Annotated in this window: 11 protein-coding genes and 1 pseudogene; 4 read left to right on the top strand and 8 right to left on the bottom strand. The window is 34.5% G+C overall.

Going from position 1 to position 15,073, the window contains the following annotated elements; all coding sequences use genetic code 11:
* Positions 1-348 precede the first annotated feature (348 nt).
* The 3 genes from ABEB31_RS14660 to ABEB31_RS14650 all read right to left on the bottom strand — a co-directional run bounded on the left by ABEB31_RS14660 (position 349) and on the right by ABEB31_RS14650 (position 3,065).
* On the bottom strand, positions 349-1,632 hold the full coding sequence (locus ABEB31_RS14660; RefSeq protein ID WP_347052381.1) for a DUF4861 family protein: 1,284 nt from the start codon (positions 1,630-1,632) through the stop codon (positions 349-351).
* Between the two features lie 171 nt (positions 1,633-1,803).
* A complete protein-coding gene (locus ABEB31_RS14655; protein WP_347052380.1) occupies positions 1,804-2,247 on the bottom strand; it encodes a hypothetical protein in 444 nt (147 codons plus the stop codon).
* Positions 2,248-2,393: 146 nt separating this feature from the next.
* Positions 2,394-3,065: a YcxB family protein gene (locus ABEB31_RS14650; protein WP_347052379.1), complete on the bottom strand. Its 672-nt coding sequence runs from the start codon at positions 3,063-3,065 to the stop codon at positions 2,394-2,396.
* Between the two features lie 193 nt (positions 3,066-3,258).
* On the opposite strand from ABEB31_RS14650, the gene ABEB31_RS14645 reads away from it, so the two are divergent.
* From ABEB31_RS14645 to ABEB31_RS14630, 4 genes are all read left to right on the top strand, one after another.
* Entirely contained in the window at positions 3,259-4,350 is a 1,092-nt protein-coding gene (locus tag ABEB31_RS14645) for a sensor histidine kinase (protein WP_347052378.1), read from the top strand.
* 5 nt (positions 4,351-4,355) lie between these two features.
* Positions 4,356-5,684, top strand: a complete 1,329-nt coding sequence (locus ABEB31_RS14640; RefSeq protein WP_347052377.1) for a sigma-54-dependent transcriptional regulator — start codon at positions 4,356-4,358, stop codon at positions 5,682-5,684.
* Between the two features lie 421 nt (positions 5,685-6,105).
* Positions 6,106-7,086, top strand: coding sequence for a helix-turn-helix domain-containing protein (locus ABEB31_RS14635; protein WP_347052376.1), 981 nt, complete (start codon positions 6,106-6,108; stop codon positions 7,084-7,086).
* Positions 7,087-7,114: 28 nt separating this feature from the next.
* Positions 7,115-8,125: a helix-turn-helix domain-containing protein gene (locus ABEB31_RS14630; RefSeq protein ID WP_347052375.1), complete on the top strand. Its 1,011-nt coding sequence runs from the start codon at positions 7,115-7,117 to the stop codon at positions 8,123-8,125.
* A gap of 106 nt (positions 8,126-8,231) precedes the next feature.
* Here the strand turns inward: ABEB31_RS14630 and ABEB31_RS14625 are convergent, their stop codons facing one another.
* The 5 genes and pseudogenes from ABEB31_RS14625 to ABEB31_RS14605 form a co-directional block, all read right to left on the bottom strand.
* Positions 8,232-10,208: an OmpA family protein gene (locus ABEB31_RS14625; protein WP_347052374.1), complete on the bottom strand. Its 1,977-nt coding sequence runs from the start codon at positions 10,206-10,208 to the stop codon at positions 8,232-8,234.
* Positions 10,209-10,231: 23 nt separating this feature from the next.
* Positions 10,232-11,149, bottom strand: coding sequence for a PorP/SprF family type IX secretion system membrane protein (locus ABEB31_RS14620; protein WP_347052373.1), 918 nt, complete (start codon positions 11,147-11,149; stop codon positions 10,232-10,234).
* A gap of 20 nt (positions 11,150-11,169) precedes the next feature.
* Positions 11,170-12,474 carry a T9SS type B sorting domain-containing protein gene (locus tag ABEB31_RS14615; RefSeq protein ID WP_347052372.1) on the bottom strand — a complete coding sequence of 435 codons (1,305 nt, stop codon included), beginning with the start codon at positions 12,472-12,474 and terminating at the stop codon, positions 11,170-11,172.
* A 414-nt stretch (positions 12,475-12,888) separates the two neighbouring features.
* Entirely contained in the window at positions 12,889-14,313 is a 1,425-nt protein-coding gene (locus ABEB31_RS14610) for a tail fiber domain-containing protein (protein WP_347052371.1), read from the bottom strand.
* Between the two features lie 85 nt (positions 14,314-14,398).
* Positions 14,399-15,073: pseudogene (locus tag ABEB31_RS14605) on the bottom strand (hypothetical protein); the annotation flags it as partial.

The following is a 15,073-nucleotide window of genomic DNA, read 5'->3' as shown; positions in this document are numbered from 1 at the left end:
TAAGCCACAAAAATAAAAGTTTGCGTGAGAGTTACAACAAAAATGCTGTTAAATTTAATGCAGTTTTTCATTCATTTTCTTTACAATAAATTGACCTGTATTATTTACTGAAACCCTGCAAAGACAATCAACTAGCAATCAAATACTTATTAAAAACCGTAACATCACAGAAGCATTTCCGGCTTTCTAAAAAGGATTTTATAATTTTAAAAAATTATATGAAATATCAGATAATTACGATTTTAATTTCCAAATCCTACTGTGGAATTTATACCCTTTTAAGGAAGAATTCCTACTATGATTACTCAAAATGACCTTTTGGGAAATGTAAATACTATAATAGTGATTCTATTTAACACTCACTTTTATATCTACAGACAGCTGCTTTGCTAAATCTGTAACATAATTGGTAAAGAAAACACTATCCGTGAAACCTTTATCTGCACTTAGTTCCCAGGCTGCAACCGCATAATAAGTGATCTCTTTTTTGTTCTGAATTTTTAGTTTAGCCAGAAAAGAATCTGTCAACTGACCCGTTTTCGGAGCTTCAATGTATCCCTGATAAATATTTTTGGGCACCAAAATCGCAGTTCCTAAAATCCATTGGCGTTCGTAAGTAAGATAATCATGCTGGATAAGGCATACCCAGTCCCCGGATTCTTTTACCTGAAGCGGGTTTTTGTTATTTAAATTTGAGATTGCTGCCAAAAAAAATTCTTTCCCTTTTATTCCGTCAATCGAAACGGTATTTTTATAGGCATACATACCCGGCCAGATCGAAGTGGTTTCCTGCACCTGATACAGATTTCCGGAAGCTTTCCAATTTTGATACTGATAACTCAGAACTGAATTTACCGGACCTTCGGCAACGATTTTGAAAGTTGTTTTTTCAACATTATTGATAGTATCGTTTGCCAAAATCCCCAAACGGTTAATTTCATTATTAATCAGTAATGCATAACCACCTAAACCCACGGAGCTTCCGACAGGAAAAATATCCCTGCCCCAGTCGTACATTACATGGTAATTGTCTTCTACAGCACCTTTACTGTTGATGCCGACATTTTCCGGCGTAATGCCCGGCAGCTTTTTACCGAAAACATCTTTTGAATTTCTCCCGTCAAGATAATGCCTAAATCCCACTTTATCATTTTCCCAGGTTGGCCCGTCAGTTTGATATTTCTGATAACCCAATTTTTTATGAACCTGACTGGCTAATAAAACTTCCTGCGTATCAGGATGAACAGGTAAATCCTTACCTTCTCTTTTTCCAAATCTGACACTGGTTTTAATGGGAAATTCAGGATCTGTATTGGTCCATTTCAGCACTATATTTTTTTGTTCCTGAGGTGCAAAATCGGCGGTAAAGAAAAGTTCATCCCATTTTCCATCCCCATTAAGGTCATTAAGCTGAGCCGGAATAGTATCCTTTTTAAAGATTAAAATTGGAAATTTCCCTTCACTTGTTCGTAATTTTTCTCTTTTTATTGCTACTGCTTTTTGAGATAATTTTACACTGCTGGTATTTTTTAGAACAATATTTTTATCAGCAGCATTTTGAGCAACTGCGCAATTGCTAAACCAAAAAGTTGTAAAGGTAGCCAGAACATAAAACCAGAATATTCTTTTCATTTTATTAGTCTTTAATTTTCCTGAACAATTTATGAAATTAATTGTTATTACAACACTTAAAATAAAAACTTCAGTATAAAAATCAAAATGCAGGATAATGACCCGCATTATCCTGCACTGAACCACAATTACCAAAAGAATTGCGAACGAAAAAAATATGAAAAAAATAAACTACATTAGAAAAAACAGGGCTTTGTAATAATCATGAAATTGAGTCTGCATTAAATTTGAGTTTGTCACAAGAGTATTTTCTTTTTTTGACTTTACAGTGGCCTTGTTTTCAAAATAAAATGCCAGCTCTTTTACCATTTCATATCTTGTTTTCGATTCATCAAACAGGATTAAACTATTTATTTCCTCCAAAAATGATAGACTTTTATAAAATTGCTTATTGAAAAGACAAACCAGAATATTTGTATTTTTTGGGGTGTTACTCAAAAAATCCAGCACTTCCAATTTATCATAAATTACATATACAACACGGTCAAATACCTTTATACCATCTTTTTTTGATACTGAATCTTCAGAAAAGTCAAACTTTTCCTTGAATCTTCTTCTAAACATTTTGAGGAAGATTCCTTGCTTGTCGAGCACTAAAATTCGTTCTTTTTGCATATCCTATCCTATAAAATTTATAATTCAGATCTCCATTAAAATTCAATACAAAACTAGTGCTCCGTTTTTAAAGCGGTTACCCCCCATATGCCATAAAACAAATAAGATAAGCCATTTTTTCACTATAAGAACTTTACAGACTTTGCCTATACGGTTATAACATGTGTGATATTATTTTCTACAAAAGTTATTAATTGTTGCATTTTTGTGCAATCGCAGTGTTTTTTCGAAATCGAAATGATATAGCCATTCTTTTCCTTTATATATAAAAACAGGAAACTCTTTGTGGAGATCACTTTTTCTATTTTTGACCATTCGTGAGTTAAATGTCCTAAGGGAGATTGTACAGATATAAGCGAATTGGTAAAACTAAATTTATAGCGATTATTAAAATTTTCAAATCGCAACAGTTTTTTGGTAATGCTGAAGATGATTTTTGAAGTTGCATCCACAATAGAAGACTGCATCAATACAAATGCAACAATCAGTATCAGACTTCTCACTATCCAGGAAAAAAAATCCTGATTTAAATTGGTATTCCAAAAATCTATTGCAATTAAAGATATTAAGGCAAACAATATCAGCAGAATAATTCTCATTTTAAACAAGTGCCTGAAATACATTTTATTCAGTTTTCTTATTTCTGACAAGTGTAATTGAAATTCTAATGAAAAATCAGAAGCAGTCATAATGTTGTTTGTTTTAAATAGTCCCGGATGAAACAAAATTATTTTAAAACCGTATTTTTTTACAGACTGCGAGGTTTTTAAAGTATTAGAATAAGACAATATTTCTCTGTATAAAATGTATCCACCCATAAGTGATTTTTTTAGTAAAATCTAAATATAAAAACTGCCATTAAAAGTTTTAAATATATCAAAATAGGACATTAAACGTAGCGCTATTTAGTTTGTTTTCAAATAGTTATCTTAAATATTTAATTTGAAAAAGAAAACTATAATTTATATACATTTGATTTTTTTTCAAATAAATATAAATATTTTCTTACTTATGAATTTCATTCAAACTGAAGACGCTTTAAACGAAAAAATTAAAGAATTGAGTTGTCTTTATGAAATTTCAAAAATTATTTCAAGATCCACTTCTCTAAATATCCAGACTTTAAACGAAATAATTATAACGATAAGAGATGCCTGGCGTTTTAACACAGATGCGGTCGTAGAAATTCAGGTCGCTGATTATTATTTATCTACTTCTGATGTTTTTGAAAATAGTATTTACCAGCTAAGCTCTATTAAAATTGATAAAACAAAGATTGGCTTTCTTAAAGTACATTATCCTGCAGATCAGTATGTCCTGTCCGACTTTCACGAAGACGAGCAAAAGCTCCTTGATACTGCTGCTGTCGAAATTGGAAATTATTTTGAAAAATACAAAACTTTACAGCGCAATGATCAATTAGAAAACATTATCGGCCGACTGCAGCGTTTAACGATTGTGGGTGAAATGACGGCCGGAATCGCTCATGAACTTAATACTCCTTTAGCCAATATTCTGGGATTTGCTGAACTCATCAAAAGCCGCAATACAAATCCTGATATCGACGCAGATATTTCAATTGTCATTAATGCTGTTATGTACTCGCGCGAAATTGTAAAAAAATTACTGTTTTTCTCGTGTGAGATGCCTTCAAAAATGGTAATGCAGGAAATAGAGCCCGTTGTTGGATTTGCGCTGTCATTTTTAAAATCCAATTTTCAAAAAAAAGCGATTAAATATGAGTTGCTGGTTAAGGATACAAAGAGTAAAGCACGGTTTGATTCTGTGCAAATTACTCAGGTACTTTTCAATATTTTACTCAATGCTATTTATGCTTCTCCGGAAAACAGCATTATAAAAATTATAGTTGACCGTGATGACTATAATTTATTTATAGAAATTGAAGATCAGGGAACCGGCGTTCCTCAGAATATTAAGGACAAGATTTTTGAACCCTTTTTCTCAACCAAACCTCCAGAAAATGGCTGTGGTATTGGTTTGAGTGTTGTCCACAGAATTATGAAAAATCATAATGGCGAAATTGTTTTGAAGAATAAAAAGTCAAAAGGGGCAGTCTTTTTGATAAAAATTCCAATAGGTTAGATAAAATGTATTTGAAAAAAGAAAATATATTAGTTGTCGATGATAATAACGACATGCTCGATTTGCTGCAACGACAGTTAAAAGCACTTAATTACCGCACTTATAAAGCCTCATCTGTAAGTGAGGCAATTGATGTTTTAAAACATGCCGCTATTAATGTTCTGATTACGGATATCAGTATGCCGGAAATTAACGGTACTGAACTTTTAAAATATGCTGAAGAGCATTATCCCTATATTCCCAAACTTGTAATTTCAGGTATTCCTTCTGTACACAATGCTGTTAATGCAATGAAGTCCGGTGCATTAGATTATCTTACCAAACCTTTTACAAGCGAAGAATTGCACCAATCAATTCTCAGTTCTCTGGAAAAGACCAAGGACAACGGTAAATTATTAAATGCAAAAAAAACAATTACAGATGACAGCCAGTACGCCCATATAATTGGTCAGTCGGGTCATTCTAAAAATTTGATTGAAATTATTAAACGAGTAAGGGACACGAAAGCCGGTATTTTAATAGAAGGCGAAAGCGGAACGGGAAAAGAGTTGGTTGCCAGAGCTATACATTTTACAAGTAAACTGGCAAACAAACCTTTTGTCGCTATAAACTGTGGCGGAATACCAGAAAATCTTATCGAATCTGAATTATTTGGAAGCACTAAAGGAGCTTATACCGGTGCGACAGAAATGCGCCCCGGCTTATTTCAGACTGCAGACGGGGGAACTATTTTTTTAGATGAAATTGGCAATGCATCAGACGCCCTGCAGGCCAAGCTCCTCAGAGTGCTTCAGGAAAAGGAAGTTTTACGTGTAGGTGCTGTAAAACCAGAAAAAATCGATGTAAGAGTAATCTGCGCGACCAATAACCATCTTGAGAAAATGGTCAAAAATGGTACATTTAGAGAAGATCTATATTACAGAATAAATGTGGTGTCTATTCAGACACTTCCTTTAAGAGAACGCAAAGAAGACATTCCTTTGTTAATTGACGCTTTTATAGACAAATATGCTGTTGAATATAATAAAGGTAAAATTAAAGTGCATGAAAAAGTGACCGAAATATTGACCCGATACAACTGGCCGGGAAATATACGGGAACTGGAGAACATTATTCATCGTATGGTTATTATGAGTGATGATTTAATAGATCTAAATCAAATTCCCCACCATCTAAAATATACTTTACCCACTGTGAATGATTCTTTTAAGACCTTAAAAGAATATGAAAAAGAACACATTCTTAAAGTACTGGCGGCAACTGATTATAATAAGTCCAGGGCAGCCCAGATATTACAAATAGACAGAAAAACGCTGAATCATAAAATCCTCTAAATGGGGATTTTCTCCTCATGTGACCACAAATTACCTGGCCTAAAACACCCGAAAAAGTTAGTCTGTTTTACAAAAATCTGATTTACAATATAATAAAAAACGAGGCACAAAGATTGCCTTTAGAAGTCAAAAATGTATTAAAATAAATCAAATCATTCTAAAACAAACGCAATGCAACTAGATCCCTTTCCAGAAAGAAATAGAACGCTGACTCTTTTTCAAAAAAACCGGATTTTAAATTACCACAAATGGCATTCAATTTAATCTTTGGCAGGTAAAAACCTTAATGAAATATAGGTTTATACTCGCCGAGTCTTCACAAGCTAATATTAGATAAATCTAAAAATCAACTACTTACAATAATAAATCATTTTTTTTAATAAAAAAAAACTTAACTTTATAGTACCAAAAATCAATTTCCATGAAAATAATCGAACATCACTACAGCGCAGATTTGAAGTGGGTAGAGCATTATGCTGCACAAATTGGAGGAAAAATTGATGGGAATTTTATCATTCTGCCCGAAGATTCGCAAAAAGGTATCAGATATGTTTTAGATTGTGGTGACGGTGTCGTCGCCTACTATATCAACGTAGAATACCAAAGAAATTTTCAGCTGATACAAAAGAACCTAAATCAGGATTTTGTTGGATTCTATTATAACTTAACAGAGGGCGAGGCCAGTGTAAGCAGCGGTTACTTTATGTACCCTGTCGGACGTTGGCAATATAATTTATCTGTTATTGACGGATCGCTGGAATCGAGATATAATGTTAGAAAAGGAAGCAAAACTTTTGCCCTTTGCATTTTTATAAATAAAAGCATGATTAAGGCGTACGCCAAAAAAAACAATATTATCATTCAGAATATAGACACTCTGGTAGATTCTAAAGAAAATACCATAGTTCGTTTTGACAGGATGAGCAGCGAAAGCTATCATTTACTTAATGACCTGAGAAAACTGGAAGTCGGAGGTGCTATTTTCGAATTAAACCTGCGCGGCACTGTTCATCTATTAATTTCTAACTACCTCAAAAAAATCGCTTCCAAAAAATTGATAGCTCAGACGGTAAATGAAACTGATCTGGCTAATATTATCAACATTCAGATGTATCTGATCAATAATATAGAAGGTCATTTTCCTCATATTTCTTTTATGGCAGAAATGGCCAACATGTCTGAATCCAAGTTTAAAAGCTTATTTAAAAAAATAACCGGAAATACGGCTAATGTTTTCTTTATGGAAAATAAATTACTGTATGCAAAAGAGCTTCTGGAAAAAAAACAGCTGACTATTTCTCAAATTTCCGACCAGCTTAATTTTACAAACAACTCTTATTTTGCCTCCAAGTTTAAGGAGCATTTCGGGCTTTCTCCAAAAGCATTTAATAAACAATTATAACTGTACTCACTCTTTAAGGCAGCATTTTATGAAAAAAATTACGCATTATTACAGTTTGACTCCGGAATGGCAATCTGATTTAGCCAGGCAATTAAATACCGACTTAATCGATAATAAATTAATAATTATTCCCGAAGATGTCGGGCAGGGTTTTTTCTATTTTTCACAGATTATGGATGGGGTTTCAGTAGTATATGCTGATCTGACAGTAAAAGAGCCTTTGAAAATTACAAGACAAAAATCGGATAACGAATTGTTTATCTTTCACTTCGATTTAAGTGAACATATCAATCTGATCAAGATTAACAATATTGACTATCAGATTGGTTCTTATAATCAGCTGGATTTAGCTATCCTCGATAATGAAATCGAAAGTTCGTTTAAACCGGCAGCAGATCAACGTACAATAGCTTTACGATTGTTAATTGATAAAAAGTTATTGTATGACTTTATTAAAAAATTCAGCAATAAGGAAAATTATTTTTCAAATCACGATACGAATAAAAAAATATTTTACCACTATGGTAATATTGACAGCAATAGTATATTACTGATACAGTCTATTAAAAACAAATCTGTATATGATTTATCTTATGATTCCTTTATAAAGGGAACTTCCTTAAAAGTTTTAGGTAATTTCTTTAACAAGTTCTACGAATCGACAGAAAACAATCCGGTTACCGATATTGAAAATGATGCATTGGAAAAAACCAAAAATTACCTCATCAACAATTTATACGGCCCCTTTCCTTCCCTGACTTTTCTCGCAGGAATGGCAGGAATGTCGGCTTCCAAATACAAAAGTCTTTTTAAGAAATGTTATAATAATACCCCAAAAAATCTATTTATCGAGGAGAAGATAAAGCTTGCACAGAAGCTTTTAAAAAGCGGCGAATATAACACACTTACTGCCGTTATGTATGAACTGAACTATACTAAGCTAAGTTATTTCTGTTCTAAATATTATGAACAGTTAAAACGAAAACCAGTCGACGATTTTGTAAAAAGACATCATAGAAGAAATAAAAAAGTGACTTAAAGTCACTTTTTTTTGTTTAAAACATTTGCCATTAATAATACGAAAAAAGAAAGCTGCCGGCAATATTTCTATCAGCGGCAGCTTCCCGGGTCTATATCAAAATTTACTATTTAAAGCTAATTATAAATTCAGAACGTCTGTTTAGTTCATGTTCTTTCTCTGAGCATTTAACTCCATTAGAACATTTATTCAACAATTGGGTTTCTCCAAATCCTTCACCGGAAATTCTTTCCTGGGCAATACCAGATTTTACGATATAATCCACGGTAGATTTCGCTCTGTTTTGAGAAAGCTTCATATTAAACTCATCTCTACCTCTACTATCTGTATAAGAGTTTACTTTAACATGCACATTAGGGCGGTCTTTCATCAATTGAACTATTTTATCCAGTTCTTTCTTAGAAGATTGTCTAATGTTATATCCATTTAAGTCAAAATAAATCGGGTTTAATTTTAATTTATGACCTATATCATCACCGTCTTTAATTTTTACTTTTTCTCCATCTACGACTACTTCCATTTCTTTCGTAATCTCAAAGCTGATTTCTTTTTTCTGCAACGGTTTTAATGCTTCTACAGCAACCGTTTTATCAGCGTATTGCGGTTTGCTGTATACAACTCTGTAAACCTGATAAGGATCTAAAGGAATACTGTATTTTCCTGCAGCGTCCGTTTTAGCCGTAGCCATACTTTCCTCTGCTCCATTAAACACCTGAACATTGAAATCGGGCACCGGAGTACCATTTTCTGTAATGGTTCCAAATATCGATGAACGATAATCAAAATCAAAAATTACTGGCTTGCTCTCTGTAAAACTGAAGATATCGTCGTTACCGGTTCTGTTTGAAGAGAAATATCCTTTTCTGTTCTCGCCATTTATAACATACGCAAAATCATCTGAAGTTGTGTTTACTCCGTCTCCCAGATTGGCTACATGATATTTACCCTGTTCATCCTTAATTGCAGCAAAAACATCCAGTCCGCCCAATCCGGGATGACCGTCAGATGCAAAGTACAAAATTCCTTTACTATCCATATAAGGATATGTTTCACGTCCCGGAGTATTAATTTCGTCTCCGAGCCTTGTTACATCATTGCTTACGAGTGCTCCTTTTTTAAGTGATACTACATATAAGTCGGAGTTCCCAAAACTGTTATTACGGTCTGAAGCAAAAAACAATTGTGTCTCATCCGGGCTTAGTGCGGGATGCGCAGAAGAAAAACCATCACTATTAATTGGGTAAGGGAGTTCTTTTACATTTTTCCATTCGCCTTTTATATTTTCCGCTACATAAATTTTTAGGAAATTAGTACCATTTTTATCTGCACCCAGCTTTCCGTCAATAAAGTTATTTCTGGTAAAGTACATGTATTTTCCATCTTTTGTCACTGCAGCACTACTTTGGTGGTACTTAGTATTTACATCGCCTTTTACCAATGCCGCATCTTCTAAACCACCATCTGCACCAATTTTTGCGGTGTATAATTTCATGAATGATTTTTCGTTCCAGCTGTGTTTGCGTTTTATAATTACACCTGTATCTCTGGCCGAAGCATAGATAACCTGATCTTTCCCATTAAATGCAGTTCCAAAATCTGAAACAGGTGTGTTAATGTTTACAGGTCTGAAAGTATAGCGTCCTGACTCTTTCTGAATATCAGCAAGTAATTTTTGTTCTTTCCAGTCTTCGCTTAAATCTTTCTTTCCTGTTATAGCATAATATTTTTTCATTACTGCAGCGGCTTCGTTGTATTTTTTTACATTGTTTAATGCCTGCGCGTATCTGAAATAAAATTCTGAATCCACACTTTGTGCCGAATTAAAAACTTTTGCATAAGAATCTGCTGCTTCGGGATATTGTCCGTTAAAATAATAGCAGTTTCCAAGTTTCGTATATAGTTCTAATGAAGAGTTTCCTTTGTCTACAAGATTTTTGTATAACTTTCCTGCTTCAATAAAGGCAAATTTATTGTATTCTTCATTTGCTCTTTCTACTTTTTTATCCTGTGCGTTTAAACCTCCAATTTGCAACAAACAAAGGCAAAGGACCACCAGGGTTGTTTTTATCTTTTGAGATATCATATTTGTTTCCTAGTTTATGGTTATTAAAAGAATCTTGGCGTTACCAATCTGTATTTGGTTGATGAGAAGAGATCGAAACGTAAAAATATCTCATGAGATCCCGAGTTGTAATTACCCAGCTTCATTGTATCATAGTCATACGCATATCCAATATTTAAACCAGGAGTAACCTGAAATCCTGCCATTGCACTTACAGCGGCATCCCATCGGTAAGCTGCTCCTAATGTCAGTTTTTCGCTAAACAGGAAGTTTGCCGATAAATCTACAGCCAAAGGCGCACCACTTACGGCTTTTACCATTACTGCAGGCTTGAATTTCACGTTATCTGTTAAATCAAACACATATCCCCCCATTGCATAAAAATGCATTCTTTGAGACGCTACCGATACTTTTGTGTCGTCATAGAATTTTGTTTCCAGGATCATAGGTACAGACAAACCTGCATACCATTTTGATGAATGAAAATAAATACCTGCTCCAAAATTAGGTGAGTTCTTCGTTAGAATTCCTGACAAATAGGCGTCTTCCGGATGCTCTACATTAAGCTTGTTATAATCCACCTGCATGAAATTTCCTGATGCGCTTATCCCTAATGATAAATGAACATCTGCAGAAAGCTGGATCGGATAGGCATAACTGGCCGTCAGTGTTGTCTCTTTAGAAGGACCAATCTGATCATTTGTGACCGCAAGACCTAAACCCTGTCCGTTTTCGGTGATAGGGGCTTCAATAGAAAAATTAGCGGTATTTGGTGCTCCGTCCAGACCTACCCATTGGGTTCTGTATAATCCAAATACACTTGGCAAACCTCTGGTACCTGTATATCCCGGATTTATAGTCATCGTATTATACATGTATTGTGTATACTGCGACTGTTGTTGTGCTGAAATTTCAAAAATTCCGATAAACAACATTATTATTAAATAGAAAATCTTTTTCATTAGTTCTAAATTTCTTTTAATTATTGATTATTGATATACAAATAACCTGTTCGTTCTTTCACTTCTTTACCTGTATTGTATTTCAGGATATAGAAATAAGTACCTGTAGGCAATTTATCACCTCTTTTAACAGTGGCTCTGCCATCTGAATATCCTCTAAACATATTGTCGCTTTCGTTGTACGATTTTGCATCATATACCTTTACACCCCATCTGTTGTAAATTTCTACTTCGTTGTCCGGGAAGTTGTCTATTCCTTTGATTACAAAGCTGTCATTTAAACCGTCATCATTTGGAGAAAGGGCATTGTAAATGGTAACATCCGGATCCGGATCAATTGTTTTCTTAACAAGTGCCATAGTAAAAAGACCGTAGCCGCTTACCTGCGCTGTTAATAGCTTTTCGTATGGTTTTCCTGCAAGCGGATCACTTACTGCTCCGCCTTCGTTTACCCATTTACCTGAAGCTGAATCCCAACGTGTGATTACGACCTGGTATTTAGTATCATCTACATTAAAAAATTCGGATGGCGTGGTACGACTGTCCATCGACAGGCTTAAAACAATTTTCTCTGCCCCTGCATCCTGGGTTACTTCCCAATATTCTGCAGCATTAATACCTTCAATTTCCGGAACTTTGTTATCATGAGAATGAAGAACAGCAGAGTTTTTATGAAAATACTGCGATGTATAGATTCCTTCATTCTTTAAGGCAGCCTGATAATTAGGTCTAAAGTAATTACCCGCACCTACAGGAAATTCAAAAGCTACTTTACCGTCTTTTTCTACCTGACCGTCAACAAAACTCAGGTCGCTGGTCTGGCTGTGTACCGCATTTTCGCGGAAAATCATTTTTCCGCCATAATCTGCCGCCATTACCACACCTTTGTTGAATTCTGAGTTGCCTCCTACTGCGATTTTACCTGATAAATGAAATGGCACAAGAGAAGAAACATTCTCAAACTTTACATTTTTAAGGTTAGAAATTTCAGCTCCTTCAATAAACTGGTTGTCTTCTCCTGTATAATATGTAGTTCCGTTTAAGTTTTCGGTGTAGCCGGTTAAACCGTCATTTTTCCAGTTTTCAAAAATATAGAGGTTCCCGTCATTTATTAAATTACCTGTTGCCGTATTTTCAAAATCCATGAAGACAGCCACCGGAGTATCGGGATCAATTTTCATAGTTCCTGTATTGACCATCTGTGCATTTGTTTGGTGAGAAGCAAAAAAGCTTGTCGCCAAACCAATTAAACAAACCCTGTAATTTCCTATTTCCCAAAAAGAAACTGAGTTTTTTCCTGTATTATCCAAGTAATTATTATTCATTTCTTGTTATTATTTAATTCGCTAATCGATTGTTTAATTCTAATGCAAAATTACTTTAGCGCATAAAGGTTCTTTACCCGAAAAAGGTATCATTCTATTAGAATAAGGTTAATATTATATACGTTTAGAACATTTTGCGCTCTAAAGCTGATTGATAACAACAAGATCACAACTGTCTAAACGTTTGTAAATATGATATAAAGTGGATTTCTTTTGCTTTCCTGAGACTGAAGCGAAAGCGTATTTTCTTCGTTTTAAAAAAACCCCGGCTATAAAGCATAACCGAGGTTAATTAAAATTAAGTTTAGTTTCGGTTTTAAAAAAAGTGGTCTATGTACGTGCAGCAGCTGCCTATTATGCATTAACTTTGTGCAGACAGACTTTTTGCCTCTGTTATTACAGATAGATTTTTTACTACTTAGCGGCCTTTAAAAGTGCCTGAACCTGCGCTTTTAACTCGGCAATATCTGCTTTCTGACTTTCGATCATTTGCTGTTGCTCCTGAACCGCTTTTACCAATGGCACTACAAATTCTGAGTAACGCAGGCTGTAAAACTCATTTTCACTTGCCGGTTTTACAATACCGCTAAATTCATAATTAACCGCTTTTGCCGCTGTTTCTACTTCCTGAGCAATAAAACCCGACTGCAAATCTGTAGTTCCTGTTTTCATGTGATACGTAACCGGACGCAACTTGCTTACAAAATCAAGACCGTGTGTACTGCTTACAATATCTTTTTTAAGACGCACATCTGAAGGATTGGACCACGCTACAGCGCCTTCAATTTTTGTCATCTGATCATTTCCAATTCGTACAGTATTGGACCCTATACCTACTGCATGATCCCCTATGACAATAGTATTTACCTGATCATCGCCATTTGTAGCTGTATAATTTCCGATTAAAATTGATGTAGTTAATTTATTTAAATCTGCAAAGGTGCTAGGCGAATCTTTGTATCTTCCTGACCCGTACCCTATTCCAATATTTTCTGAACCAGCTAACAAATTATATAAAGCAGTCCCACCAATAGCCGTATTTTGTGATCCACTGAGGATCTGCCCCATGGCACTCATACCAATACCAACATTGTAATTACCTAATTGATTTTTTCCTACAGCAGCATATCCTACTGCAACATTGTTACTTCCATTTGTATTAGCACTTAGTGAACTACATCCAAAAGCAAGATTATTCTGTCCAGCATCATTGTTATTCAATGCTACAAAGCCAAGGGCCTGATTTTGAGATCCAGTTTTATTTCTCATCAAGGCGCCGTTACCAATTGCAGTATTTGATATTCCGCTAGTATTACTTTCTAATGCCTGAGCCCCAAATGCTGTGTTTTGAGTTCCTGTACTGGCGGGATTATAAGCCTGATATCCAAAAGATGTATTTCCTTTGCCTATGAATGACCCCTGTATTAATCCACTTTGTACACCACCTCTTTTAAAAACAATATCAATATTATCTGTCGTTCCTATAAAATTAGTTCCAGCTACAGTACCGGCATTTCCGTTGGTATTCCAGTAATTATTTGGAATTGCACGTAATACACCATTGGCATCAGCCGTAACTAATTGGTCTGTTAATGCCCCTGTCTGCAATCCTTTAATTGCCAGAGTAAAGGCTGAGGTAGTTGTTAAAACTGAAGCTTTTGTTAATGCCCCCCCTAATTGTACATTGTTTCCGGTAGCGGTTAAACCGTTATCTGCAGAAGTTAGGCTGGCAGAAGGATTAAACGTAACTTTTTTTCCGTTTATGGTCGGTACCGTTACAGATTGTGCTATCATAAATCCACTTTGGATTAAGAATATCAGATATATTATTTTTTTCATTTTTTTATTAATTTAAAAACTTATTTGTCTAAAATGTATAAGAGTATATGAAAGGCTACTGAAGCAGCCTTTCATATTAAAAAATCTATTTTGAGTATTTAAACATAATAGTATCATTTGCCTCTAAAATAAATGAACCATTATTAGCCGGCAGGTACGTTACAGCGGCAGCAGAAAGAGTGTAAGCATTTTTATTAATTCTCACACCATTAATGTACATATCTACTACAGAAGTAGCTGCAGGAGTATAATCCAAAGTAAAACTTGTCTGACCTGCAGTTGCATTAACTTCAGTGATTACTTCCTGAGGTGCACCTCCTGATAAGAATATCTCTTTAGGATTTGATTTTTCATCTGTATACGTTAACTTATTTGTTACAGAATCATATGCCAATACAGTAAGCGTTTCATTTTTGGAAACCAAATCTTTCAAATTGATTGTTGCTACACCTCCTAATTCATCCTTATAAGTCAACTTGTTCGTTATAGAATCATATGCCAATACAGTAAGTGTTTCATTTTTAGAAACCAAATCTTTCAGATTGATTGTTGCTATACCTCCTAATTCATCCTTGTAAGTCAATTTGTTCGTTATAGAATCATATGCCAATACAGTAAGCGTTTCATTTTTAGAAACTAAATCTTTCAGATTGATTGTTGCTATACCTCCTAATTCATCCTTGTAAGTCAACTTGTTCGTTATAGAATCATATGCCAATACAGTAAGTGTTTCATTTTTAGAAACCAAATCTTTCAGATT

This window comes from Flavobacterium olei (assembly GCF_039749035.1).
Lineage (GTDB): Bacteria > Bacteroidota > Bacteroidia > Flavobacteriales > Flavobacteriaceae > Flavobacterium > Flavobacterium olei.
This window is presented reverse-complemented; position numbering and strand designations above follow the sequence as displayed.